This window comes from Pseudoclavibacter chungangensis (assembly GCF_013410545.1).
GTDB lineage: Bacteria > Actinomycetota > Actinomycetes > Actinomycetales > Microbacteriaceae > Pseudoclavibacter > Pseudoclavibacter chungangensis.
Genome location: NZ_JACCFV010000001.1, coordinates 3,441,399 through 3,464,717, shown reverse-complemented (window position 1 = coordinate 3,464,717; position 23,319 = coordinate 3,441,399). Strand labels below are relative to the sequence as shown.

The window sequence follows — 23,319 nt, the reverse complement described above, 5'->3', positions numbered from 1 at the left end:
CCGCTCCACGTCATCGCCGAGATCGTGTCGTGAGACGCTGAGGCGGAATCCGCACCACCACGCAAGGGGAGCCGCATGGCGCTCATCAGTCTTCGCGACGTCGTCAAGGAGTATCCGTCGAGTGCGAGGAACGGCGTCGCCGTGCGCGCGGTCGACGGCGTCAGCCTCGACATCCAGGCGGGCGACATCTACGGCATGATCGGCTACTCCGGCGCGGGCAAGTCGACCCTCGTCCGGCTCGTCAATGCGCTCGAGCCCGCCACGAGCGGGGTCATCGAGGTCGACGGGGTGAACCTCGTCGGACTCCCGGAGCGGGACCTGCGCCCCATCCGATCCGGCATCGGCATGATCTTCCAGCAGTTCAACCTCTTCAACTCGCGCACCGTGGCCGGCAACGTCGCCTATCCGCTGCGCGTCGCGAAGTGGGAGAAGGCGGCCCGCGAGAAGCGCGTCGCCGAGCTGCTCGACTTCGTCGGCCTCGCCGACAAGGCGGGCAACTACCCCGATCAGCTCTCGGGCGGACAGAAGCAGCGCGTGGGCATCGCCCGCGCCCTCGCGACACAGCCGCGCATCCTCCTCGCCGACGAGGCGACGAGTGCGCTCGACCCGCAGACCACGAGCGACGTGCTCGCGCTCCTGCAGAAGGTCAACCGTGAACTCGGCGTCACCATCATCGTCATCACGCACGAGATGGACGTCATCAAGTCGATCGCGACGCACGTCGCGGTCATGGAGTCGGGCCGCGTCGTCGAACGCGGCGAGGTGTTCGACGTGTTCTCCAACCCCCAGGCGCCCGCGACGCGACGATTCGTCTCGACGGTCGTGCAGGGCATCCCGAACCCGCACGAGATCCGGGAGCTCAGCGAGCGCTACCCGTCGTCGCGGCTGATCGCGGTCTCGGTGCGCTCCGGCGGCACCGAGCAGGCGGAGGTCTTCCGGCGCCTCCAGTCCGAGAACCTCGGTGTCCAACTCGTGTTCGGCGGCATCAACGAGATCCGCGGACACTCCTTCGGCTACCTGACCTTCGCCCTCGACGGCGAGTCCCACGCGGTCGAGCGCGGCATCGCGGCGGTCCAGGAGATCGCCGAGGTGAGCCGGCTCGAACGGGTGCCCGACGACGTCGAGGCGACCATCACGCACGACCCCGACACCGGTCCGGGGACGACGGACGGCGGGACGGACGGCGCCGCCGACGTGTCGCTCGAGAAAGACGGAGGGGCTCGCTGATGTTCGACCTCTACGCGATCCTCCCGCAGTTGCTCGACGCGACGTGGCAGACGCTCTACATCGTCATCCTCAGCATGATCTTCGGCGGCTTCGGTGGCCTCGTGATCGGGCTGACGCTCTACCTCACCAGGCCGGGCAATCTGTACGACAATCCGGTCGTGTTCACGATCCTGAACGTGATCGTCAACGTCGTCCGTCCCGTGCCCTTCATCCTCCTGCTCGTGCTGCTGCAACCGCTCGCGCGATCGGTCATGGGCGTCGGCATCGGCAATCCGCCCGTCATCTTCGCGATCTCGATCGCGGCGATCTTCGGCATCAGCCGCCTCGTGGAGCAGAACCTCGTCACGGTGTCGCCAGGTGTGATCGAGGCGGCGCGCGCGGTCGGCGCGAGTCGCTTCCGCATCGTCTGGTCGGTCATCGTGCCCGAGGGACTCGGCCCGCTCATCCTCGGCTACACCTACGCCTTCGTCGCTCTCGTCGACATGTCGGCGGTCGCCGGCTGGATCGGCGGCGGCGGCCTCGGAACGTATGCGGTGCAGACCGGTTGGCGTCAGCTCGACTACGGGGTGATGGTGGCCGCGGTCGTCGTCATCATCATCATCGTCCAGCTCGCGCAGTTCCTCGGCAACTGGATCGCGAAGAGCGTGCTGCGCCGCTGACAGGCACGACGCATCGGCCCGTGCGTACGATGGGCAGCCACGCCGGGCCGACTCCGGTCGGAGGAGGATCATGCGCGTTCGTCTCGCCGCCTACGGTGTCGTCGTCGTGGACGGGCGGATCCTCCTCGCGCACTGGAACGAGCACGGTCGCAGCGGCTGGACCCTGCCGGGCGGCGGCGTCGAGCCCGGCGAGGACCCGATCGAGGGGGCCGTGCGCGAGATCTGGGAAGAGACCGGCTTCCACGCATCGATCGACGTGCTGCTCGGGATCGACTCCGCCGTCATCAAGGCATCGGACCGGATCGTTCCGACGCGCGAACCGATGCAGGCCGTGCGCATCGTCTACGAGGCGTCGATCATCGGCGGGGAGCTGCGCTCGGAGGCCGACGGGTCGACCGACGAGGCCCGCTGGTTCACGTTCGACGAGGTCGCCGACCTGCATCGCGTCTCGCTCGTCGACACCGCACTGCGATTGCGCGAGCAGCGGCCCGAGAACGGCCACCTTCGCCCGCAGGCGCGGGCCGTTCGTCGGAGCCACTGAGCCGTACGGTCACGCGCTCACGCGGTCGTGGAGCCGTGCCTGCGACGGGCGATGAGCGGTGACCGCTCGTCGAGGCGTGACGCTCCGCCCGAGTCGAGCCACTCGCGCCCGAGACGATCTGCGCGGCCGGAGCGCATCGGACGGGCGAACGGAGAACGGGGCGCACCGCGATCGCGGTGCGCCCCGTTCCCGGAGCTGTGCGGACGACTACGCCGCGGTGTGCGGCGTGACCGTCGTGACGGGGGCGTCGAGGTCCTCGTCCGCGATCCACAGGTCGTCGTCGGCACGGAAGGTCTGCCAGAGCGCGTAGCCCACCGCGGCGACCGCGGCGACGCCGGCACCGATCAGGAACCAGCCACCGACACCGATGCCGCCCGAGTTGTACTTGCGGTCGTACTCCTTGGCGGCCTTGCGGGCGCGCTTATCGAGATCCTTCGAGAAACCCTTCGCGCGCTTCGCGACCTGCTTGAAGTCGCGGTCGTCGGTGGCGAGCTGCGAGAGCGCACCGGCGACCGAACCGCCGACGGTCGCGACGGCCGGGATGACACGGCCGTTGAAACGGACGCGTGCGTCGTCGGCGGCGTCACGAGCGATCGCGAAGCCGCGGTCGAGGCTCGGCCGGACGTTGCTGTCGTAGCTGCGGCGGATGGCCGGGTACAGCTCGGAGTCGCGGAGCGTCTTGGCTTCGCTCCCGGCCGAGGCGAGAAGTGCCTTGGCGTGTTCGTTCACGGACTTCTGCTCGGCCCACAGTCGATCGGCCTCCTTGCGCAGGCGCTTGAGGTTCCGTTCGTTCTTGCGTGACAGGGCCATGTGGTGCCTCCAGGACATTCGACGGGACGTGTCCCATACTGGCACGAACATTCCTGGGCGAAGCTGAGTTCCGCCCGGCGATTCCGCGCGCCACGGGAGTATGCGGACTCGGCGGGGTGCCGTGTGGGAGGATGACGCCCATGTCCCAAGCCACAGCGATCGCGACGATCACCACGAACCACGGACCCATCAAGCTCGAGCTCTACGGCAACCACGCACCGAAGACGGTGAAGACGATCACCGGTCTCGCGACGGGTGAGCTCGAGTGGACCGACCCCGCGACGGGCGAGAAGCGCAACGATCCCTTCTACGACGGCGTCGTCTTCCACCGCATCATTCCCGGCTTCATGCTGCAGGGCGGCGACCCGACGGGCACCGGTGCAGGCGGTCCGGGCTTCACGTTCGATGACGAGATCCACCCCGAGCTCACCTTCCAGGAGCCCTACGTGCTCGCGATGGCGAACGCCGGGAAGCACCTCGGACGCGGCACGAACGGGTCGCAGTTCTTCATCACGACCGACCCGACGCCCTGGCTGCAGGGCAAGCACACGATCTTCGGTCACGTCGCCGACGAGGCCTCGAAGGCCGTCGTCGACGAGATCGCGAAGGTGCCGACGGACGGTCGCGACCGCCCGGCCGAGGACGTCGTGATCGAGAGCTTCACCGTCGAGCAGCTCTGATCGGACGATGAGCGCCCCGTTCGACCCGAATCACCGCGACAACTTCTGCTACCGGCACCCGGACCGGCAGAGCTTCGTGCTCTGCCAGCGGTGCGGTCGCACGATCTGCCCCGAGTGCCAGACCCAGGCCCCGGTCGGATCGATCTGTCCCGAGTGCATGAAGGCCGCGCGGGGCGCTGTTCCGAAGCGGAGTCCCGTCCGTCGACTCCGTGCCCGGCTGGGGGCCGGGGCACCGGTCGTCACCTACTCGATCATCGCCGTCACGGCACTCCTGTGGCTCGTCGGCCTGATCCCCGGCGTCGACCTCGCCCAGCCCCTCGCCTACACCTCCGCGTTCCTGACGCCCGAACACTTCGAGCCGTGGCGGTTGTTCACGGCGACCCTCGTGCACGGGTCGATCTTCCACGTCGGCTTCAACATGTTGACGCTCTGGCTCTTCGGCCGCGTGCTCGAGCCCGCCTACGGCTGGTGGCGATTCCTGCTGCTGTGGGTCGCGGCAGCGCTCGGCGGATCGATGCTCGTGACGATCATCGCGCCCGACACGGCGGTCATCGGTGCCTCGGGCGCCGTCTTCGGGCTCTTCGGCGCCTACTTCACGGTCATGCGCGAGATGCGCATGAACACGACATCGTTGCTCGTGCTCGTGGGTATGAACATCGTCCTCGGATTCGTCGTCCCCGGGATCGCCTGGCAGGCGCACATCGGGGGCCTGCTCGTGGGGCTCGCGGCCGGTTGGCTGCTCGGCCGGGACCGGGCCGATTCGCTCGGCAAGCGGATCCGCGGCGGGGTCGGGGTCGGTGTGCTCGGACTCGTCTGTGCCCTCGTCTCGGTGGCTGTCGTCCAGCTGACGTGAGGGGGCGATGAGACGAAGCGGGCCGCCCGGCGGTGACGGTTCGACGCCTCGCACCGCACGCGAACACGAACGAGCCGCGCGACCATCGGTCGCGCGGCTCGTTCTTTCCACAGGTTCTCCACATCGGTGGAGAATCACACGCGTGTCATTCGGCGACGAACGCCGACGTGCTCGGCGTTGCGGCTATTTCCAGTTCGTCGTCATGAGGAACCCGACGAAGGCGATGCCGAAGCCCACGAGGATGTTCCAGTTGCCGAGCTCCTTGATGGGGAACTCGCCCGTGGAGAGGTAGAAGACGATGATCCAGAGGAACCCGATGATGAGGAACCCGAACATGAGCGGCTTGAACCACACCGGGTTCGCGTTCTCGGGACGTGCCCGGCGCTGACGCTTCTCGGCCGCGGCCGCCGCGGAGGCCGCTGCCGACGCCTGCGATGACGTGTTCTTCTTGCTGCCGGCCGGTGTCTTGACGGCGGCGCCGCCCTTCGCGTTGGCGGCCCCCTTGGCTGCCGCGCGAGCGGCGCGTGCCTTCTCGCGGGCGCGCTCGCGCTCGAGCGCCTTGCGCTCCGCCTCGGTCAGCTTGCGCTTCGACCCCTTGCCCGTGCCGACCGATGCCCGGCCGCCCTTGGCGGACTTCGAGGTGGCGGTCGCGCGTCGGTCGTTCTTCGCGTTCCGCGAGTCGGATCGCTTCGAGGCCGGCGTCGCGCTCTCGGCGCGATCGTCCTCATCGAGGTCGTCGTAGTCGTCGTACTCGTCGAGGTCCTCGTCCTCGAGATCGTCCTCGTCCTCGTCCTCGAGGTCTCCTTCGTCGAAGTCGTCCTCGTCGTCGTCCGGGTCGAGGTCCTCGTCGTCGTCCTCGGCCAGGTCGTCCTCGGCCAGGTCGTCGTCGGCCAGGTCGTCTTCGTCCTCGTCGAGATCGTCGTCCTCGTCGAGGTCGTCTTCGTCCAGGTCGTCGTCCTCGTCGAGGTCGTCGTCTGGGTCCAGGTCGTCGTCCTCGTCGAGGTCGTCGTCCGGGTCCAGGTCGTCGTCCTCGTCCACCACCGCGTCGTCGAGGTCCTCGATGTCCTCCTCGATCGGGTCGGGACTCGTGCGGGCGCGATCGGCGTTCGCGCGATCGCGCGACGTCTTCCGGGCGCGCGAAGGCTTCTCAGTGGGCATGTCGATCATTCTATCTAGAATCGATAGCATGCCCTCTTCCCGCACCCCTTCCGGCGCCGACGGCTCCGACGACGTCGACGGTCTGCCGACGCTGCTCGGCGGCGACGCATCGCCGTCCGACGGGTACGAGCCGCGGGCGGCCGAGCCGGCGCCCGCACTGCCGAGCCGACGCTCCATCCGGCACGCGCGCGCGAAGCCTCGCCCCAAGGTGACCGCCGTCGGGGTCGCGGGTGAACTCCTCCTGACGATGGGGCTCGTCCTGCTCATGTTCGTCGGCTGGAAGTACTGGCTTAACGACCTCATCGTCGGCAACGAACAGAACTCCGTCGGTGCGAGTGTCGAGGAGTCGTTCTCCCGTGACGACGCCGAGAGCTCAGCGCCCGAGTCGACGGTCGACCCCGAGATCGGGATCCCGGTCGGCATCGCGCCGACGGTCACGAACGAACGATTCGCCGTGCTGTACGTGCCCGCCTGGGGTGCCGACTACAGTCGTCCGATCGCCGAGGGCACCGGCTACCACGAGGTGCTCAACCAGAACGTCGGGCACTACGAGGACACGCAGATGCCGGGTGCCGTAGGCAACTTCGCCATCGCCGGCCACCGGCTCGCGTACGGTGCGTCGATGCAGCACATCCACGAGCTGCAACTGGGCGACGAGATCATCATCGGGACGAAGGACGGCTGGTACACCTACACGTATCGTTCCGGCGAGTACGTGGCGCCGACGCAGATCGACGTCCTCAATCCGATCCCACGCGTCCCGACGGGCGAGGAGAGCGGGGGGACGCTCGGCCTCAACGAGGACGAGCAGTCCGCGGACGCGCCCGCGGTACCGACGCCACCCGCCGGGCTCGGAACCGATCGGATCCTCACGCTCATGAGCTGCAATCCGTTCTGGTCGACCGCCGAGCGCATCATCGCCTACGCGACGTTCGCGCACTTCACCGCACGCGCGGACGGCCCGCCCGAACAGATCGCCCAGGCGGTCGCGAACGGGGGCGGTTGATGTACGGCGCCCTCTGGCGGGTCCTGCCGGGCCCGTGGCCCGTGAAGTTGCTCATCGTGCTCGTGCTCGTCGCCGCGATCCTGTACGGGCTCGTGTACTGGGTGTTCCCGTGGGTCGATTCGCTCCTCGAGCAGGAGAGCGACGTGACCGTCGGTATGGGGCTCCTCGGCATCTCGTAACCGTCACCGCGTGCCGGGCTCCGTGCGGCTGTGACGGCGACCGCCATCAGCCGACCTCCGACCGTCGTCAGCCGACCGCCGGCGTGACGGAAGCCCGTCGCTCGGCAGGGACGTCGGCGGCGACGGGCTCGCGCCGATACCGCAGCGGGTGGAGACGGTAGACGGTGGGAACGCTTGCACGCCGTCACCCACGCATCAAGTCACTCTCGCGCGTCAGGTTGGAGGGGTGCCCGCCCGGCTCGCCCGCTGGGTCGACGGGCGACGACCGGAACACACGAGTGTCCCGTCCGAAGACCGTCACGAGGTGACGGACTCCGGGTCACCGCACCGAGTGCGTCAGGTGTGGGGCGGCGAGGGCGGTGCCGTCGTCTCGGGCGTCTTCGGGGCACCGCTGCAGTACGTGATCGTGACCGTCGAGTGCTGGGGGACCGAGCCCGCGGCCTCCGACATGTTCACGACCGTCTGGTCGTCGTCGGCGGGACAGTTCGGGTCCTCCACGACGATCGCCTGCAGCCCGAGCGTGCGGAGCTTGTCCTGTGCCTGGCTGAGCGGCATCCCGCGGAGATCATCGAGGGTCACGTTCCCCGACGAGACGACGATGTTGATCGACGTCCCAGGTGCGACCTGCGAACCGCTCGGGGGATCCGACTTGATGATCGTCCCGGCGGGTGCCGTGGCGGAGTCCTGCGAGGTGATCGTCCCGAGCGAGAGCCCGGCGTTCTCGAGCGCCGTGCGCGCCTGATCCTCGGTCATCCCGTCGATGTTCGGCATGGGGATGGCCGACGGGCCCGACGAGACCAGGACCGTGACGGTCGTGCCCTTCGTCACGGTGAGGCCCGCCTCCGGGGTCGTCGAGATGACGACGCCCTCGGGGACCGTGTCGCTCGTCTCCGTCTGACGCGTGGGTTCGAGCTCGGCGAGACGGATCGCCGCCTCGGCCTCCTCCCACGTCTGCCCGACGACATCGGGCATGTCCGAACTCGTCGCCGGGAGCGGATCGACGCCACCGAGATTCCCGACCCAGATGATGACCGCGATCACGATGACGACGAGCAGCGCGGCGGACCCCCAGATCCACATCGCGGGCGGGCGCCGCTGCACCTGGGGCGCGCGGTCGTCGGTCTCGGACAGTGCGGCGAAGGCCGACTCCGTCTGGTCGACGGACGTGGGCGCCGCACCGAAGAGCTGCGTGTCGTCGCTCGGGTCGTCGGCCGTCGCGAAGGCCGGCATCGTGCCCTGTGCGGCGAGTTCGAGGTCGCGTCGGAACTCGGAGGCCGACTGGAAGCGCGCGTCCCGGTTCTTCGCGAGCGCTCGCAGTACGACCGCGTCCATGGCCGGCGACACATCCGGATTGATCTGGCTCGGCGGGACCGGCTTCTCGGTCACGTGCTGGTACGCGACGGCCACGGCGGAGTCGCCCTGGAACGGCACCTTCCCCGTGAGCATCTCGTAGAGCACGATGCCGGCCGAATACAGGTCGCTTCGCCCGTCCACCTGCTCGCCCTTCGCCTGCTCGGGCGAGAAGTACGAGGCGGTGCCGAGGATCGCCGTGGTCTGGGCGATCGTGCCCGCCGTGTCGGAGATCGCACGTGCGATACCGAAGTCCATCACCTTGACCGTGCCCTCGGGCGTGATCTTGATGTTCCCCGGCTTGATGTCGCGGTGCACCACGCCCGCGCGGTGCGAGTACTCGAGCGCGGTGAGGATGCCCGACATGTAGCTCACGACCTTGTCGATCGGGAGCGGCGCATCCATCATGATGTCGCGGAGTTGTTCGCCTTCGATGTACTCCATGACGATGTACGGGACGATGAGCTCGTGTCCGTCGGCGCGGATGAAGGTGTCTTCACCGGCATCGAACACGCGGACGATCGTGGGGTGCGTCATGCGCGCCGCGGCCTGCGCCTCCTGGCGAAACCGCGACCGGAAGTCCGGCTCGCCGGCGAGCGACGTGGAGAGCAACTTGACTGCGACACGACGACCGAGCCGTTCGTCGGTGCCGAGGTACACCTCGGCCATGCCGCCACGCCCGACCCGGCGACCGATCTCGTACCGACCGGCCAGGGTGCGCTCACCTTGGATCAACCTGCGCGCTCCTCACTCCCGTTCGCATGTCACCGCGGGCGGGACAACCGTTCAGCTTCCGATACTAACCGTTCCGTGCCGAGCGGATGTGGGAAAGCCTGACCCTCGGTCCGCACCGAGTGGCGATCAGTCGTGGACGGTCCGACCCTCGCCGCTCCCGCTGCCCTGCTCTTCGGTGTTCGACGGCTGGGGGGGACTCGTGGCGGGCGTCTGGTGCACGTCCACCGTGGTCTCCGGCGAGCTGCCGCTGCTCGTGTTCCCGCACACCGCCTCGTACGAGACGGTCAACGCCGTGGAGCCCTGGTCGATCGCGACGGAGATGCTCGTCCCGGTCACCTCGGTGCCGTTGTTGGACGAGCCGCCCGAGACGTGGACGACATAGTGCGAGAGCGCCTGGCCGGGCGGGCACTGGTAGGACGGCCAGCTCACGTTCGCCTGCGTCCCGTTCTGGTTCACCGTGATCGACGGTGCGCTCGTGGGCGCGTCCGGGCTCGCGATCTCGTCGTAGACCGTGACGGTGACGGTCGCTCCGGGCGACAGCGTGCCGGTCGGGTTCACCGCCGAGACGGTGTTCACCTGGTCCTGGCTCGGCGCCGCGGCACCGACGGAGCGTTCGGGGACGAGGCCGAGTGCGGACAACTTCGACGAGGCCTCTTCGTAGGTGAGGCCGATGTACTGGCCCTCGGAGATCGTGATCGTCGTCGCGGTCGGCGTCTGCGTCTGCGTCTGGGTGGGCGTCGCGGTCGTGGCCGCGGTCGTCGCCGCCGGCGTCCCGCCGCGGATGACCGCCCAGATGATCGCCGCCGCGATGGCGACGACGGCGATGGATGCGATGAGCACCCACACCCAGACGGGGACCTTCTTCTTCTCCGTGTCCGCGCGTTGCTCGGGGCGTTCGACGAGCGCGTCGTCGTCCTTCGGGGTGTCGATGAGGGTGTCGAAGCCCGTGGGGTCCGCGTACGCGGTCGTGGCCTGCGTGTCGGGTCGCCCCGGCGCCGCGCCGAGCACCGTCGTGCGGGCGTCGTCGTTCAGCAGCTGGGTGCGGTCGAGCGGCGCCGTCGCGTCGGGCACCTCGCCGCCGGCGACGGCGGGCACGAAGTGCGCGGCCTTCGCGACGTCACCGTCGCGAAGCGCGCGGGCTGCACGGCCCATCGCCTCGATGGTCGACGGGCGCTCGTCGGGGTTCTTCGCGAGCGCACACATCACGAGATTCCGGACGGGCTCCGGCACCGTGACGGGCAGCTCCGGCGGCTCGTCGTTGATGTGCGCCATCGCGATCGCGACCTGCGACTCGCCCGTGAACGGGCGACGACCCGAGAGGCACTCGTACGCGACGATGCCGAGCGAGTAGATGTCCGTCGACGGGGAGGCGGGGTGACCCGACGCCTGTTCGGGCGACAGGTACTGGACCGTCCCCATGACCTGCCCGGTCGCGGTGAGTGGCACCTGGTCTGCGATGCGCGCGATACCGAAGTCGGTGATCTTCACGCGCCCGTCGGGGGTGATGAGCAGGTTGCCGGGCTTGATGTCCCGGTGCACGAGACCCGCGTTGTGGGCGGCCTGCAGCGCGGACGCCGTCTGCGCGACGATGTCCATGACCTTCGGCGCGGGCAGGACACGCTCACGCTCCAGGATGTTCGAGAGCGCCTCGCCGGGCACGAGCTCCATGACGAGGTAGGCGGAGCCGTTCTCCTCGCCGTAGTCGTAGACGTTCGCGATGCCCTCGTGGTTGACGAGCGCGGCGTGCCGGGCCTCGGCGCGGAAGCGCTCGAGGAAGCCGGGATCACCCATGTATTCGTCTTTGAGGATCTTGATCGCGACCGTCCGGCCGATCACCTGATCGGTCGCCTGCCACACCTCTCCCATGCCGCCGATGGCGATGCGGGAGGAGAGCTTGTACCGATCTCCAAACGAAACCCCTGGAGCTGGCCTCATCCGTCAAGCACCGCCTTCATCACTTGCTGTCCAATCGTCGCGGCAGACCCGTTCCCGGTACCCGACTGCCCCATGCCCCCGCCGTCCTCGAGGACGACCGCCACGGCGATGTGCGTCGTGTCCGTGGCGACGAATCCGGTGAACCAGAGCGAGTATGGCTCGTCGTCACCGTTCTCGGCCGTGCCGGTCTTTCCTGCCACGTCGACGCCGTCAATTCTTGCATTACTCGCGACGCCACTGCTCACGGATCCGATCATCATCGATTCGAGTGCGGACGCCGTCTCCGCGCTGAACGCGCGGCCGAACTCCGAGACCTGCTGGCCCTGCAGCTCGCGCAGGTCCGGTGTGAGCACGCTCTCGACGAGCGTCGGGTTCATGACGACGCCGCCGTTCGCGATCGCGCCCGAGACGAGGGCCATCTGCAGCGGGGTGGCGCGCACATCGAACTGCCCGAAGCCCGTGAGCCCCGTCTGTGCATCGTCCAGGGGCCCGTCAGGGTAGATGCTCGCGCTCGCCGTCATGGGCACCTTGAACTCGTGCCCGAAACCGAGCTTCTCGGCCATCGCGCGGATCTTGTCGTCACCGAGCTGCACCGCGAGCTGGGCGAACGGGATGTTGCACGACTGCTCGATCGCGATGCGCAGGTTCGTCGTCTCACCGGACCCGCACGGGCTCCCGTGACTCGGGTTGTTCACGACCGCCGTCGAGCCGGGAAGGGTCCACGTCGCCGGGTTCTCGAGGGGCGAGTCGGGGGTCGCGATGCCCTCCTCGAGCGCCGCCGCGGCGATCACGAGCTTGAAGACCGACCCCGGCGGGTTCATGTCGCCACCGATCGCGCGGTTCTGCAACGGCCCGTTCGGGTCGGCGAGGAGCTGGTTGTAGGTGTCCAGCACCTGCTCCTGGTCGGGCCCGGACAATCCGTTGGGGTCGTAACCGGGCGTCGAAACCATCGCGATGATGGCGCCCGTCGCCGGGTCGAACGCGACGACCGAACCGCGAAGGTCGCCGAGTGCGTCGTAGGCCACCTGCTGGGCGTTCGCGTTGATCGTGAGCTCCACCGCGGCGCCCGCGGGGGTCTGTCCCGTGAAGAGTCGGTTGAGGCCGGCGAAGAACTGCGAATCGCTCTTGCCCGACAGCTCGGCGTTCATCGCGTCCTCGATGCCCGTCGACCCCTGCGTGTACGTGTAGTACCCCGTGACGGCCGAGTAGAGCGGGCCGTTCGCGTAGCTTCGCTGATAGCGGTACATGTTGTTGACCGGGTTCGACGAGGCGATGGGCGTGCCGTCGATGAGGATGGGGCCGCGCTCGATCTCGTAGTCGGCGAGCTGCGAACGGCGGTTCTCGGGGCCGTTCGCGAGGTTGTTCACCTGGAAGACCTGAATGGTCGTCGTCGAGATGAACAGCGCCAGGAACATGCCCAGCACGGCGACGCCGACGATTCGGATGTTTCGGTTCATTCGCGGTCCTCCACCGGGGTCTGGCGGACGGTGTCGCTCAATCGGAGCAGGATCGCGACGATGATCCAGTTCGCGAGGAGGCTCGATCCGCCCGCCGCGAGGAAGGGCGTCGTGAGTCCCGTGAGCGGGATGACGCGGGTCACGCCACCCACGACGATGAACACCTGCCAGGCGATCGTGAACGAGAGGCCCATCGCGAGCAGTCGCCCGAAATCGTCGATGCCCTGGTGGCCGATGCGGAAGCCGCGCGCGACGAGGATGAGATAGAGGCTGAAGATGACGAACAGGCCCGCGAGCCCGAGCTCCTCACCGAGGGCGGAGATGATGAAGTCGCTCTCCGCGACGGGCGTGATGAGCGGGCGCCCCTGGCCGAGTCCCTGCCCGATGAGCCCGCCGTTCGCGAGACCGTAGAGGCTCTGCAGCAACTGGTAGCTGCCGCCGCTCGCATCGATCATCTCGGGGTCGAACGGATCGAGCCACGCGTGGACGCGGAAGTTGACGTAGCCCATGAAGTTGTACGCGAGCACGCCACCGATCGCGACGAGGACGAGCCCGATGACGATCCAGCTGATGCGCCCCGTCGCGACGAACATCATGACGAGGAACAGGCCGAAGTAGAGCATCGACGTGCCCAGGTCGCGCTGGAACACGAGCACGCCCATGCACACGGCCCATACGACCATGATCGGCGCGAGGTCGCGCAGGCGGGGGAACTGGATGCCGAGGAACTTCGTGCCGACGACCGAGAGCGTCTCGCGGGCGGTCACGAGGTAGCCGGCGAAGAACACGGCGAGCGCGATCTTCGCGATCTCGCCGGGCTGGAAGTTGAACGGGCCGATGCTGATCCACACGCGAGCGGCCGCGTCGTGGTCGCCGAGGCCCGGAACGAGCGGCAGCAGCAGGAGGAGGATCGCGAGCGCCATGCTGATGTACATGAACCGCAGCAGGACGCGGTGGTTCTTGAGCAGGAACAGCACGATGATCGCCATGACGACCCCGACGGCCGTGTAGATCATCTGGGCACTCGCGAAACCGGACTCCTCACCTGCGGCGACGTGCGCGAGGTCGAGGCGGTACAGCATGCTGATGCCGATGCCGTTGAGGGTCATTGCGATGGGCAGGATGAACGGGTCGGCCTGCGGCGCGATGAAGCGCAGGACGATGTGTACGCAGAACGTGAGCGCCGCGATGATCGCGGGCATCGTGATGACGTTGAAGTCGAAGCCGCCGGACGCGCCGAGCTGCACGAGGAGGATCGCCGCGAAGAAGATCGCGACGGCGAAGACGAGCAGCGCGAGCTCGAGATTGCGCAGCCCCTGCGTGGAGCGTCGCCGACCACCCGGCACGCGGACGCGCGTGTCGGGTGCGGCGGCGAGGTCAGGCGTCGACGGCACTTCGCAACCGTTCCACGACGTCGCGGGCGTCCTCGAGGCTCGTGGCGGTGATGCCCACCTCGACCTGCCCGCGCTGGTAGTCAGCGATGTGATTCACGGGGATGTCGGTGACCTCGACGACGTGGCTCAGCTCGATGGGGCCGAGGGGCTGCTGGACGCCCTGGTAGATCGCCACGTAGCCGTCGCTCTCGGCGACAAAGTACTGCTCCTGGGTCCACGCGTAGGACAGGGCGCCGGCGCCCGCGAGTGCGCTCACGAAGAGGAGGATGCCGACGAGCCAGCTCACCTGACGGACTCGACGCCGCTTGCGGTCGTCCGCGATGAGGCGATCGAGGAACTCGTCGGTCGGGGGGACGAACTCCTCGTCCTCCGGGCGCGAACCGGCTCGACGCAGGGGGTGCAGGAGGTTCGGGATGAGCTGTGACTGGCGGCGCTGCCGCTTGGACGCGTAGCGGAGCGGGTTCGCGGCGGAACCGACGAGTTTCGGTTCCAGCGGTTCGAGCTGCGTGTCACCGATCTCGAGCACGACGACCGTCACGTTGTCGGGTGCGCCGTTGTCGAGTGCGAGCTGCACGAGCTCGTCGGCCACCTCACGGCTCGAGAGGCTGACGGAGTTGCGGAGTGTCGCGGCGATGCGCGATTCGTCGACGTAGCTCGACAGGCCGTCGGAGCAGAGCAGCCATCGGTCACCGATGACGGCGTCCGTCACGAACGTGTCGATCTCCGGCTCCGTCTCGACGTCGCCGAGCACGCGCATGAGCACCGAGCGCCGCGGGTGGACGAGTGCCTCCTCGGGTGTGATCCGCCCCGCGTCGACGAGCCGCTGGACGAACGTGTGGTCGACGGTCTCCTGCGTGAGCTCGGACTCGTGGAACCGGTAGACGCGCGAATCGCCGATGTGTGCGAGGACGAGCTTGTCGCCGACGAGGGAGATCGCATCGCTCGTCGTGCCCATGCCGCGCAGTTCGGGGTGTTCGTCGACGGCATCGGCGATCTGCCGGTTGCCCTCGACGAGGAGGCGCGCGAGGCCGTTCTCGGCGTCGTCGGTCGTCGGGAACGCGACGTCGTTCTCGGCGACGTACTTCGCGACGATCGCGCTCGCGACGTCGCCGCCGGCGTGTCCGCCCATACCGTCGGCGACGAGGAAGACGTGTTCGCCGACGAAGGCGGAGTCCTGGTTGTTGGAGCGGACCCGGCCGACGTGGGAGACGGCGCTCGCGCGCGCGATGATGGTCATGTCAGCGGAGCTCGAAGGTGGTCGTTCCGATGCGGACGGGGGTGCCGCGGCCGATGCGCGTCGAGCCGGTGATGCGCTCGCCGTCGACGTAGGTGCCGTTCGTGGAGTTCTGGTCCTCGATCACCCAGTCGTCGTCCCAGCGCACGAGGCGTGCGTGGTGGGTCGAGGTGTAGTCGTCCTGGATCACGAGTCCGCTGTCCCGCGCGCGCCCGATCGTGAGCGGCTCGTTCGCGAGCGGGATCTCGAGGCCGCGGCGCGGACCCGAGGTGACGACGAGGTGGACCGTGCGGGGGCTCGTGGCGGTTGCCGTGCGGCGAGGTGCGGGCGCGGCGGCGGGCTGGTTGCCGTGCGGCGGCGTCGCGGTCGGCGCCTGGTCGGCGGCGCCGAAGGTCTGCTGCAGCGACTGCTGCTCCATGCGGCGCTGGTACTCGCTCGCGCGCGTCCCGAACAGGTCGCTGCGCAGCGCATAGATGATGGAGAAGACGAAGATCCACAGCACGGCGAGGAAGCCGAGCCGCAGAACGAGGAGCGTCAGTTCACTGGTCACACGCGACCTCGCTGGGTGGGAAGGTATCCGGTCTCGTCGCTCGGCGGCGCCTGCGGGACGACTCGGAAGGTGAAGGCGTGACGGCCGATCTCGATGACCGAGTCGGGTTCGAGCGCGGCGCGCGAGATGTTGCGCCCGTTGAGCTTCGTGCCGTTGGTCGAGCCGAGGTCGCGGACGCCTGCACGTTTGCCGTCCCACACGATCTCCGCGTGCTTGCGGGAGGCACCCGAGTCGCTGATCGTGATGTCGGCGTCGGAGCCGCGTCCGATGATCGTCGAGCCGGTGCGGAGGTGGACGCGTTCGCCGTCGAAGTCGAGCACCGGCGTCCAGGCGACCTGCCCCTGCACGCTGCGCGCGTCGATGTCGAGCTGCCCCTCGGCGAGCGAGTCGTCCTCGAGGAGTTTGATGCTGAGGCCGCCCGCGAACTGGTAGTGCTGGCTGGCCGCGTGCTGCTCGACGACACGGAGGAGCTCGTCGGTGAGGCTCGTACCGAGGCCGGTCATGCGCTCGTAGTCGGCCGGGCTGAGGTTCACGTGGAACCGGTTCGGGACGAGGATGCGCTCGCGCGAGACGACCTGTGCCTTGGTGTCCAGGGCGCGCTTGAGGGCTGCACTGATCTCGACCGGCTGCAAGCCGGAGCGGAAGGTCTTGGCGAACGCACCGTTGAACAGGCGTTCGAGACCTCGCTCGAATTTGTCGAGGATTCCCACATGACTCCCGGGTCTCGCGTGGTCGGTCGGTACGGCGTGATCCCCGATCCTCCGGCAGGGTCGTTCGGGGCTGTCGCTCACGTCCGTCTCGAGACGGCGTCCGCGTGGGTGACGACGGACACGGCCTCGGAAAAGGGTCACGTCATGGTAGCCGCTACGGCGACGAAACCCATATTCAGGAAGGCGCGTCGGTCCACGCGAACCGCGCGCCGGTGCCGAAGGACGCCGCTCGGCGCACGGCACGGACGCGCGCCGGAGAACGCCGGCGAGCGCGCTGGGACCACGCGGCCGAGCACGGTCCGGACATCGCCCCCCTGCCACCCATCCAGCATCAAGCCGGGTTGTTGCTACCGGGCCTCAGGCCCGGTAGCAACAACCCGGCTTGATGTGCGGCGTCCGGAGGGTATGACCGGACGCGTTCGCGGCGATGCGTCACGAGTCGGGCGGGTGTCATGAGGGAGGGTCGTGGTCGAGCGGGGTGGGCGTGGTCGAGGGCAGGGTTTTGGCCAAGGGGAGGCGGTGTTCGAAGGGAGGGCCGTTGTCGCGTGGCGGGCGTGGTCGGGCGTGGCGGGCGTGGTCGGGCCGTGGGCGTGGTCGAGCGGGGTGGTCGGAGTCTGATAGAGTCTCCGGGTTAGCGCGCGAGTGGCGGAATAGGCAGACGCGCACGGTTCAGGTCCGTGTGCCCGAAAGGGCGTGGGGGTTCAACTCCCCCCTCGCGCACCACGCAGAGAGCAGCCCCCGTTCCCGGTTCCGGGAACGGGGGCTTTTCTTCGCCCCCGGCTCACGCACTGCCCCGCGCCCCGATGACCGCGTGTGGCGCGGCAACCGGCGCGTTCCCAGTTGCACGCGGTGAGCTTGACGCATGACCACGGCCGCGCTGTCCTTCGACGAGTACTGGCGACTCTATTTCCCCGACCTCCTCAGCCCCCTCGCCGAGGACGACCGGCGGATGATCGTCGAGCTCCTCGCGAGCGCCTACCTCGACGGCGAACTGCCGGGCCGCGAGACGGTGCAGCGTGTCGTCGAGGTCGAACGCGGCGACATCACCGAGGGCCAGTACCGGGCATGGGCGATCGACGTGGACGGTGACGGCGTCGAACTCGTGATCGACCGTCTCCGTGACCGCGAGGCGACCGAGTCGACGAGGGGCCGCGACCTCGGGATCCTCGCCGGGTTCGACTACTCCGACGCCTTCGCCGCACGCGTCCGCGCCGTCGGGGCCGACGGCGTCCTCACCGCGGACGAGGTCCGCGACGTGCTGCAGACGAGCCTTCGCAACCCGCCCTTCCCCGCGCTCCGCGACCGGCCCGCCGACGTGCCCGATCTGGGGTTCGCCCGCGTACTGCTCGTGGGGGACCGCAAGGACGGCACGGTGCCGAACATCGACCCGGACGATGGGGCAGCCACCGACGGGCCCGCGCTCCCACCCGGGGACTGACCCGACCGGGGGTCCGCGTCCCGTCCGGCACGGACCGCGAGTTCCGTTCCCCGACCCGGACGAAGGTGGTCGATATACCGCCGTGGTCAGCTCGAGACCGTCGTCCCGTCCCCGTCCCCGTCCCCGTCCCCGTCCCCGTCTCCGACCGCGGGCCGCGCGCACGCCGTCCCCGGAGTTGCATCACCGTCACGGCGAGCGCGCGAAGATCCTGAGCGTTCGCTGCGTCCACAACGTTATCCACCGTGTTGTCCACAGGCTGGGGATATCCGACACGCCCGGGCAGGACGACGTGCGCGCTCGCGAGCGCCCGCGCGTCCGAACCGTCGGGCGCTCGCTCCCACGGTGTGCGCGACCGTGCTCGGATCGGTGCCGATCCGTCGCCTCAGCCCGCGTTCTGGTGGTCTGCCGTGCGCGACATCACGACGATCGTCGCGACGAGCAGTAGGGCATTGAGCCCCACCACCGTGGCCATGACGGATTCGATGAACACGTGCATCCCGAACCTCCCTGTTCGCGCGCGGACCGCACGCCCGTGTGTCACACGATGGTCGTCGTGGCGGGTTCGGACGAGGTGGACGACACCTCCGTGTTGGGTGGAAGACGACGACCGATGGATCCTGGTCGCCGAGCCGGAGCCAGGTGGAGTCGGCGGCCCGCCCATCGTCTGCGCAACCAGCGGTCGTGGCTCGCGATGACGAGGGTTCCCGGCCAGCCGGCGAGGGCGCGCTCGAGGTCGTCCACGAGCGCGAGCGCGAGGTGGTTGGTGGGCTCGTCGAGAAGGAGGACGTCCGGCGGCTCCGCGAGCGTGATCGCGATCGCGAGCCGTCGTCGCTGGCCGGGCGAGAGCTCGCCGACCGGACGGCCGAGATCACGGGGCTCGAGCAGCCCGGTCGTCGCGGGACCCGGCGTCGCCCCACGGGTGGCGAGGTCGAACTCGTCGCCCGCGCTGCGTGTGAGGTCGCTCCATGCGTCGTGTTGTTCGAGCCGGCGAACGGTGACGCCGTGCACGAGCTCGAGCGTGCCCGTGTCCGGTGCGAGTCGGTCGCCGAGGAGCGCGAGCAGCGTCGACTTGCCCGCCCCGTTCGGCCCGGTGACGAGGAGGTGCTCGCCCGCTCCGAGCGTCAGGTCGAGGGGTGACAGGCGCCCGTCGACACCGACCCCCTCGGCACGCACCACGACCTCGTCCGAACTCGCCGCGCCCGCGTCGAGCGGGCCGAAGCGCAGCGGCACGGGAGGGGGGTCGATCTGTTCGCGTTCGAGTGCGGCGAGCCGTGCCCGGGCGGCGTGCACGCGACCGCCCTGCGTCTTGGCGGCGCGATCGGCGTAGAACTTCGCCGTGATCCGCCCCTCCGACTTCGACGTCGAGCGGTGGAAGATGTCCGACTCGCGGACGCCGATGGCGGCCTCGATCTCGGCGCGCTCCTCCTCCTGCGCCGCGTAGCGCTCGGCCCACCGGCGCCGAGCACGCTCGCGCTCGACGAGATACGCACTGAAGCCACCCGACGAGGCCGTGCCCTGCCGGTCACCGCCGGCACCGTGCGGATCGAGCGCCCGATCGAGGTCGACGAGCCCCGTCATCGCCTCGTCGAGGAACCACCGGTCGTGGCTCGCGACGAGCACGGAGCCCGGCCACGCCGTCAACTCGGCGACGAGGAAGTCCACGGCGGCATCGTCGAGATGGTTCGTCGGCTCGTCGAGGAGCAGTGCGTCCGGACGTCCGAGCAGCGTCACGGCGAGGTGCACGCGCCGCCGTGTGCCCCCGGAGAGGCTCGCGAGCGGGCGATCGAGCGGGACGTCGCCGAGCCCGAGCGAGGCGAGCACCGTCGCGACGCGCGCGTCGACGCTCCACGGATCGTCGCGTTCCACTGCGGCGAGCGCGTCGTCGTAGGCGGTGGCGACCGCCTCGTCGTCCGGATGCTCCGCGAGTGCCGCGGCGCTCGACTCGAGCCGGGTGACGAGCGCGCGCACGGGCGCGATGGCGTGCTCGACGACATCGCCGAGCGTCGTTCCCTCGGGCTCCTCGTGCTCCTGCAGCAGAACACCGAGGGATGCGGGGCGGACGAGATCGCCGCCGAGCGGCTCGAGCTCACCGGCGACGAGCCGCACGAGGGTCGACTTGCCCGCGCCGTTCTCGCCGATGAGTCCGATCCGTTCGCCCGGCGAGACGGTCAGGTGCACGTCGCGCAGGACGCGTCGGGTGGGGTCGGCCGGATAGGCGTATGAGAGTCCGTCGATGCGGAAGTGTCGTTGCGTCGAGAGTGCGCCGTGCGACGGCATGGGGTTCCTGTTCGTTCGATCGAGTTCCCGCCGGGCACCGAGGGCCACCACGAGAGGGTGACCGGGCCGCGGACGCGGGAGAGGTCGAGTTCACAGGAACATGCGCACAATCCTGCGGTGGCCCGCGACGGGTGTCAAGTGGCGTCGGCCCGTCGCACGTTCGTGTGCCGCCGATCGGTGGGGCTGGCGAGGCGTGGCTCCGGGTGCCATGATCGAGGCGTCCCCCAGACCTCGCCCGCTCACCGTCGGGCGTGTCCGCGTCGGCTCGTCCGGCGATGCTCCGCCGACGCCGACCCCGCGGCGTCGTCTTCACCGAGTCGACGGTCGTCGAACGCCGTGCCGCTGCGCGACGGCGCACGGTCGACCGTCGTGCCCTGCCCCCGAGGACCCCCATGCGACCCGACGACGACGCGACGACCCCGATCGATTCCCCGTGGAACCGGACCGACCCACGACTGTCGCAGGACAGCCCGACGGACGAGCGGTACCGCTCCGCGTTCGCGCCGCAGTTCGGGCGGCCGCCGGAATTCACTGCGGCATCGATGTCCGCTGACGCGTCGCAACGGATCGACGCCCCGTGGTCGGTTCCGAACGGCTCGATGGACGGTTTGGCCGGGCTCGACTTCGCTCGTTCCCCCGCCCCGGTCGCTCCGACCGTGCGCTCGCGGACGCCCCTGTTCGTCGTCCTGGGGTGCGCCGCCGTGGTCCTCCTGCTGGCCCTCGTCGGTGGCTCGATCTCGGCGACCCTCTTCGGTCTCCTGCTCTTCCTCGGTGCGATCGGCACGTTCGTCGTGCGCTTCCTGATCGGCGCCGTTCGCGCGCTGGCCGCCGGGCGCGGTGGCGAGCGACGCCTGCTGGGACGGACCGGAATCGCGTCGCTCGCGATCGGCGGCGCGAGTCTCGCGGTCCTGATCGCCGGCGTCGCGATGGCCCCCACGACCTCGGCCCCCGCGCCGATCGCGGCGCCCGTCCCCACCGTCAGCGAGGTCGCCGAGCAGCTCGCCACCACGGCGCCCCCCGTCGAGACGGCGCCTCCCACGACCGAGGCCCCCGTCCCCGCGCCGATCGCCGATCCCGTCGAGGACGAACCCGCTCCGCAACCGGAGGTCCCCGTCGCTCCGGAGCCGTCGCAGCCCGAGGAACAGACGGAGGACGAGGCCGCGCCCCCGGCCAGCGTGTACTACTCGAGCTGTGCCGATGCGAAGGCGAGCGGCGCCGCACCGCTCCACCGCGGCGAGCCCGGCTACCGCTCGGGTCTCGATCGCGACAACGACGGGGTCGCCTGCGAGAACTGACCCTTCCCGCATCGACGTCGTCCGGCGCGCCCGCGGCCACGGGATGTCGTGTGGTTCCCGCGTGCATGCGGAGGGCACGGGGGTGACCGTGGCATCGTGGTCCGGTCGGGTCGAGACCACGACGGGGGGCACACATGGACATTCGCGTCGACGAGGCGAGCGACGTGCCCGCCTTCGCACAGATTGTCGCGGAGGTGGAGCGCATCGCAGGAGCCGGGCACGTGGCCGGAGAGCGTCTGCCGACGGTTCGCGCGCTCGCGACGACACTCGGCGTCGCGCCGGGCACGGTCGCGAAGGCCTATCGCACGCTCGAGGCGGAGGGCGTGATCGAGACGCGCGGACGTCAGGGGTCGTACGTGCGTGACGTGGTCGAGGATCCCGAGCGTGCGGCGCGACGCGCGGCGAGGGCGTACGTGCGGCGACTCGGTGAACTCGGGATCGACGGGGCATCCGCCGTCGAACTCGTCCGCGAGGCCGTCGCGAGCGAGTGAGTGCCGTCCGTCCACGGGGCGGACCGCTCGCGGGGCCACGCTCGCCGGGGCGTGTACGCCGCGCGGTCTACGATGCCGGGACCGATGCGCTGCGCTCCACGTCGCCACGCCCACGTCGCCACGCTCACCGTCGGCGCGAGGTCGTCGGCACGAGGCCGCACGCAGGGGGGCGGCCGCCTCGCGACGGCCGAGCGATCATGAGGAGGTCGATGCACGTGCCCGCCACGGACGGCGATGCGGCCGACGACACGGGCGCGAGCGACGCGGGGCGCGACGCCGTGCCGTGCGACGTGCCGGTCGATGACGGCACCGCCGACGGCACGGGCGCCGACGTGACCGCGTCCGCAGGGGCGGCCCTCGACGTCGCGTCGGAACCGATCGGCGGTGACGCGGCCTGCTGGCTCGCCATGCTGTGTCCGCACTGCGGCGCCGTTCCGGAACGCGGCAGCGACCGGTGCTGGCGGTGTGGTTCGTCCGGCGCCGGGGGTGCGTCGGCATGAGCACGCGGTCGGACGACGGAACCGCTGCCGTCCCGGTGACGACCGGCTGCACATCACGATGCTTCCCAGCTGTGCGAACTACCATCGCGATCGCCGACAACGCCGGGGAGGAACCGTGACCATCGCCGCCGAACCGCAGGGCGTCCCCGTCAAGCGCCCCGCGACGCAGCGCGGGCGCGCCGGTGCCGTCGCCGTGCTCGTCATCGGAATCGTGCTCGTCGTGCTCGTCGCACCGGGGAGCCTCATCGCCGGTCTCGTGTGGACGGCCGTGTCGACCGGCTCGGTCGAGGACGAGCTCGTTCCCGTCGCGCCGACGGGCACGGTGCCGCTGCGCGCAGGTTCCACGGCGTCGATCTATCTGGCCGGTGGGTACGGCAGCTCGGACGTGTCGTGCAGCGTGACGGGGCCGGACGAGGCCGACGTCCCCGTCGTCGCCCTCCGCGGCTCGAGCTCGACGGAGGTGAACGGGATGCGCTACGAGCGGGTGGCCGAACTCCGTGCGCCGCTGGACGGCGACTACCGCTTCGAGTGCCTCGGACCGCCGGCGACGATGGTCTACGCACACCCGTCGTCTATCGGCGCCTCGCTCGTGGTGCCGGTGCTCGTCGGGGTCGGCGCCTCGATCGTGGTCGGCATCTTCGGCCTCGTGCTCGTTGTCGTGGGGATCGTCCGTCTCGTTCGGGTCAATCGGGAACGACGCATGGCGGCCGTGGCGGCGGGGGACGTGGCGAGGTGGGGCGGGCCGCCCGATGCCTCCGGCGGACCACCGCGCTAGCGGTCCGGCCGATGGTCGACGAAACGGCGCCGGTGGTCCGATCGTGGGCCGGTGGTCCGATCGGG

Annotated in this window: 21 protein-coding genes, 1 tRNA gene and 1 pseudogene; 13 read left to right on the top strand and 10 right to left on the bottom strand. The window is 69.7% G+C overall.

Annotation, left to right across the window (positions count from 1 at the left end):
* Positions 1–75: 75 nt before the first annotated feature.
* The 3 genes from HNR16_RS15330 (at position 76) to HNR16_RS15320 (ending at position 2,427) form a co-directional block, all read left to right on the top strand.
* Positions 76–1,227: a methionine ABC transporter ATP-binding protein gene (locus tag HNR16_RS15330; protein WP_158041117.1), complete on the top strand. Its 1,152-nt coding sequence runs from the start codon at positions 76–78 to the stop codon at positions 1,225–1,227.
* On the top strand, positions 1,227–1,886 hold the full coding sequence (locus tag HNR16_RS15325) for a methionine ABC transporter permease (protein WP_158041115.1): 660 nt from the start codon (positions 1,227–1,229) through the stop codon (positions 1,884–1,886). The genes HNR16_RS15330 and HNR16_RS15325 overlap by 1 nt, the downstream gene beginning before the upstream one ends.
* A 70-nt stretch (positions 1,887–1,956) precedes the next feature.
* Complete coding sequence (locus HNR16_RS15320) at positions 1,957–2,427, top strand: NUDIX hydrolase (RefSeq protein WP_158041114.1); 471 nt, start codon at positions 1,957–1,959, stop codon at positions 2,425–2,427.
* Between the two features lie 207 nt (positions 2,428–2,634).
* Here HNR16_RS15320 and HNR16_RS15315 read toward each other — a convergent pair whose 3' ends face one another.
* Positions 2,635–3,237 (bottom strand): DNA/RNA helicase, encoded by a 603-nt coding sequence (locus HNR16_RS15315; protein WP_158041113.1) that lies wholly within the window; start codon positions 3,235–3,237, stop codon positions 2,635–2,637.
* A gap of 140 nt (positions 3,238–3,377) precedes the next feature.
* On the opposite strand from HNR16_RS15315, the gene HNR16_RS15310 reads away from it, so the two are divergent.
* Together HNR16_RS15310 and HNR16_RS15305 are read left to right on the top strand one after the other, a co-directional pair.
* Entirely contained in the window at positions 3,378–3,917 is a 540-nt protein-coding gene (locus tag HNR16_RS15310; RefSeq protein WP_158041112.1) for a peptidylprolyl isomerase, read from the top strand.
* 7 nt (positions 3,918–3,924) lie between these two features.
* On the top strand, positions 3,925–4,770 hold the full coding sequence (locus HNR16_RS15305; protein WP_158041111.1) for a rhomboid family intramembrane serine protease: 846 nt from the start codon (positions 3,925–3,927) through the stop codon (positions 4,768–4,770).
* 183 nt (positions 4,771–4,953) lie between these two features.
* Here HNR16_RS15305 and HNR16_RS18435 read toward each other — a convergent pair.
* Positions 4,954–5,181 (bottom strand): annotated as a pseudogene (locus HNR16_RS18435) (cell division protein CrgA); the annotation flags it as partial.
* A 775-nt stretch (positions 5,182–5,956) separates the two neighbouring features.
* Here HNR16_RS18435 and HNR16_RS15295 point away from each other — a divergent pair.
* Positions 5,957–6,934 carry a class E sortase gene (locus HNR16_RS15295; RefSeq protein WP_158041110.1) on the top strand — a complete coding sequence of 326 codons (978 nt, stop codon included), beginning with the start codon at positions 5,957–5,959 and terminating at the stop codon, positions 6,932–6,934.
* Entirely contained in the window at positions 6,934–7,113 is a 180-nt protein-coding gene (locus HNR16_RS15290; RefSeq protein WP_158041109.1) for a hypothetical protein, read from the top strand. The genes HNR16_RS15295 and HNR16_RS15290 overlap by 1 nt, the downstream gene beginning before the upstream one ends.
* 336 nt (positions 7,114–7,449) lie before the next feature.
* On the opposite strand, the gene pknB is transcribed toward HNR16_RS15290, so the two are convergent.
* From pknB to HNR16_RS15255, 7 genes are all read right to left on the bottom strand, one after another.
* The gene (gene pknB, locus HNR16_RS15285; RefSeq protein ID WP_218868464.1) at positions 7,450–9,198 is read right to left on the bottom strand and encodes a Stk1 family PASTA domain-containing Ser/Thr kinase; all 1,749 of its coding nucleotides are present in this window, start codon (positions 9,196–9,198) and stop codon (positions 7,450–7,452) included.
* Between the two features lie 126 nt (positions 9,199–9,324).
* Positions 9,325–11,133, bottom strand: coding sequence for a serine/threonine-protein kinase (locus HNR16_RS15280; protein WP_158041108.1), 1,809 nt, complete (start codon positions 11,131–11,133; stop codon positions 9,325–9,327).
* Positions 11,130–12,590 carry a peptidoglycan D,D-transpeptidase FtsI family protein gene (locus HNR16_RS15275; RefSeq protein ID WP_158041107.1) on the bottom strand — a complete coding sequence of 487 codons (1,461 nt, stop codon included), beginning with the start codon at positions 12,588–12,590 and terminating at the stop codon, positions 11,130–11,132. The genes HNR16_RS15280 and HNR16_RS15275 overlap by 4 nt, the downstream gene beginning before the upstream one ends.
* Positions 12,587–13,984 carry an FtsW/RodA/SpoVE family cell cycle protein gene (locus tag HNR16_RS15270; protein WP_158041106.1) on the bottom strand — a complete coding sequence of 466 codons (1,398 nt, stop codon included), beginning with the start codon at positions 13,982–13,984 and terminating at the stop codon, positions 12,587–12,589. The genes HNR16_RS15275 and HNR16_RS15270 overlap by 4 nt, the downstream gene beginning before the upstream one ends.
* Positions 13,968–15,221, bottom strand: coding sequence for a PP2C family protein-serine/threonine phosphatase (locus HNR16_RS15265; RefSeq protein WP_158041105.1), 1,254 nt, complete (start codon positions 15,219–15,221; stop codon positions 13,968–13,970). The genes HNR16_RS15270 and HNR16_RS15265 overlap by 17 nt, the downstream gene beginning before the upstream one ends.
* Before the next feature lies 1 nt (position 15,222).
* On the bottom strand, positions 15,223–15,768 hold the full coding sequence (locus HNR16_RS15260) for an FHA domain-containing protein FhaB/FipA (RefSeq protein ID WP_158041104.1): 546 nt from the start codon (positions 15,766–15,768) through the stop codon (positions 15,223–15,225).
* On the bottom strand, positions 15,765–16,478 hold the full coding sequence (locus HNR16_RS15255) for an FhaA domain-containing protein (protein WP_158041103.1): 714 nt from the start codon (positions 16,476–16,478) through the stop codon (positions 15,765–15,767). The genes HNR16_RS15260 and HNR16_RS15255 overlap by 4 nt, the downstream gene beginning before the upstream one ends.
* A gap of 636 nt (positions 16,479–17,114) precedes the next feature.
* Between HNR16_RS15255 and HNR16_RS15250 the strand changes: the two genes are divergently transcribed.
* Both HNR16_RS15250 and HNR16_RS15245 read left to right on the top strand, forming a co-directional pair.
* Positions 17,115–17,201: transfer RNA gene (locus HNR16_RS15250), tRNA-Leu, on the top strand.
* Between the two features lie 139 nt (positions 17,202–17,340).
* Positions 17,341–17,916, top strand: coding sequence for a hypothetical protein (locus tag HNR16_RS15245; RefSeq protein ID WP_158041102.1), 576 nt, complete (start codon positions 17,341–17,343; stop codon positions 17,914–17,916).
* Positions 17,917–18,453: 537 nt separating this feature from the next.
* Here HNR16_RS15245 and HNR16_RS15240 read toward each other — a convergent pair.
* Positions 18,454–20,193 carry an ABC-F family ATP-binding cassette domain-containing protein gene (locus tag HNR16_RS15240; protein WP_158041101.1) on the bottom strand — a complete coding sequence of 580 codons (1,740 nt, stop codon included), beginning with the start codon at positions 20,191–20,193 and terminating at the stop codon, positions 18,454–18,456.
* A 392-nt stretch (positions 20,194–20,585) separates the two neighbouring features.
* On the opposite strand from HNR16_RS15240, the gene HNR16_RS17905 reads away from it, so the two are divergent.
* The 4 genes from HNR16_RS17905 to HNR16_RS15220 all read left to right on the top strand — a co-directional run bounded on the left by HNR16_RS17905 (position 20,586) and on the right by HNR16_RS15220 (position 23,254).
* Positions 20,586–21,488: an excalibur calcium-binding domain-containing protein gene (locus HNR16_RS17905; RefSeq protein ID WP_244960563.1), complete on the top strand. Its 903-nt coding sequence runs from the start codon at positions 20,586–20,588 to the stop codon at positions 21,486–21,488.
* A 134-nt stretch (positions 21,489–21,622) separates the two neighbouring features.
* Positions 21,623–21,979 (top strand): GntR family transcriptional regulator, encoded by a 357-nt coding sequence (locus HNR16_RS15230; protein WP_158041100.1) that lies wholly within the window; start codon positions 21,623–21,625, stop codon positions 21,977–21,979.
* Between the two features lie 209 nt (positions 21,980–22,188).
* Positions 22,189–22,479, top strand: coding sequence for a hypothetical protein (locus tag HNR16_RS15225; RefSeq protein WP_158041099.1), 291 nt, complete (start codon positions 22,189–22,191; stop codon positions 22,477–22,479).
* A 115-nt stretch (positions 22,480–22,594) separates the two neighbouring features.
* Positions 22,595–23,254 carry a hypothetical protein gene (locus tag HNR16_RS15220; protein ID WP_158041098.1) on the top strand — a complete coding sequence of 220 codons (660 nt, stop codon included), beginning with the start codon at positions 22,595–22,597 and terminating at the stop codon, positions 23,252–23,254.
* Positions 23,255–23,319: the final 65 nt, after the last annotated feature.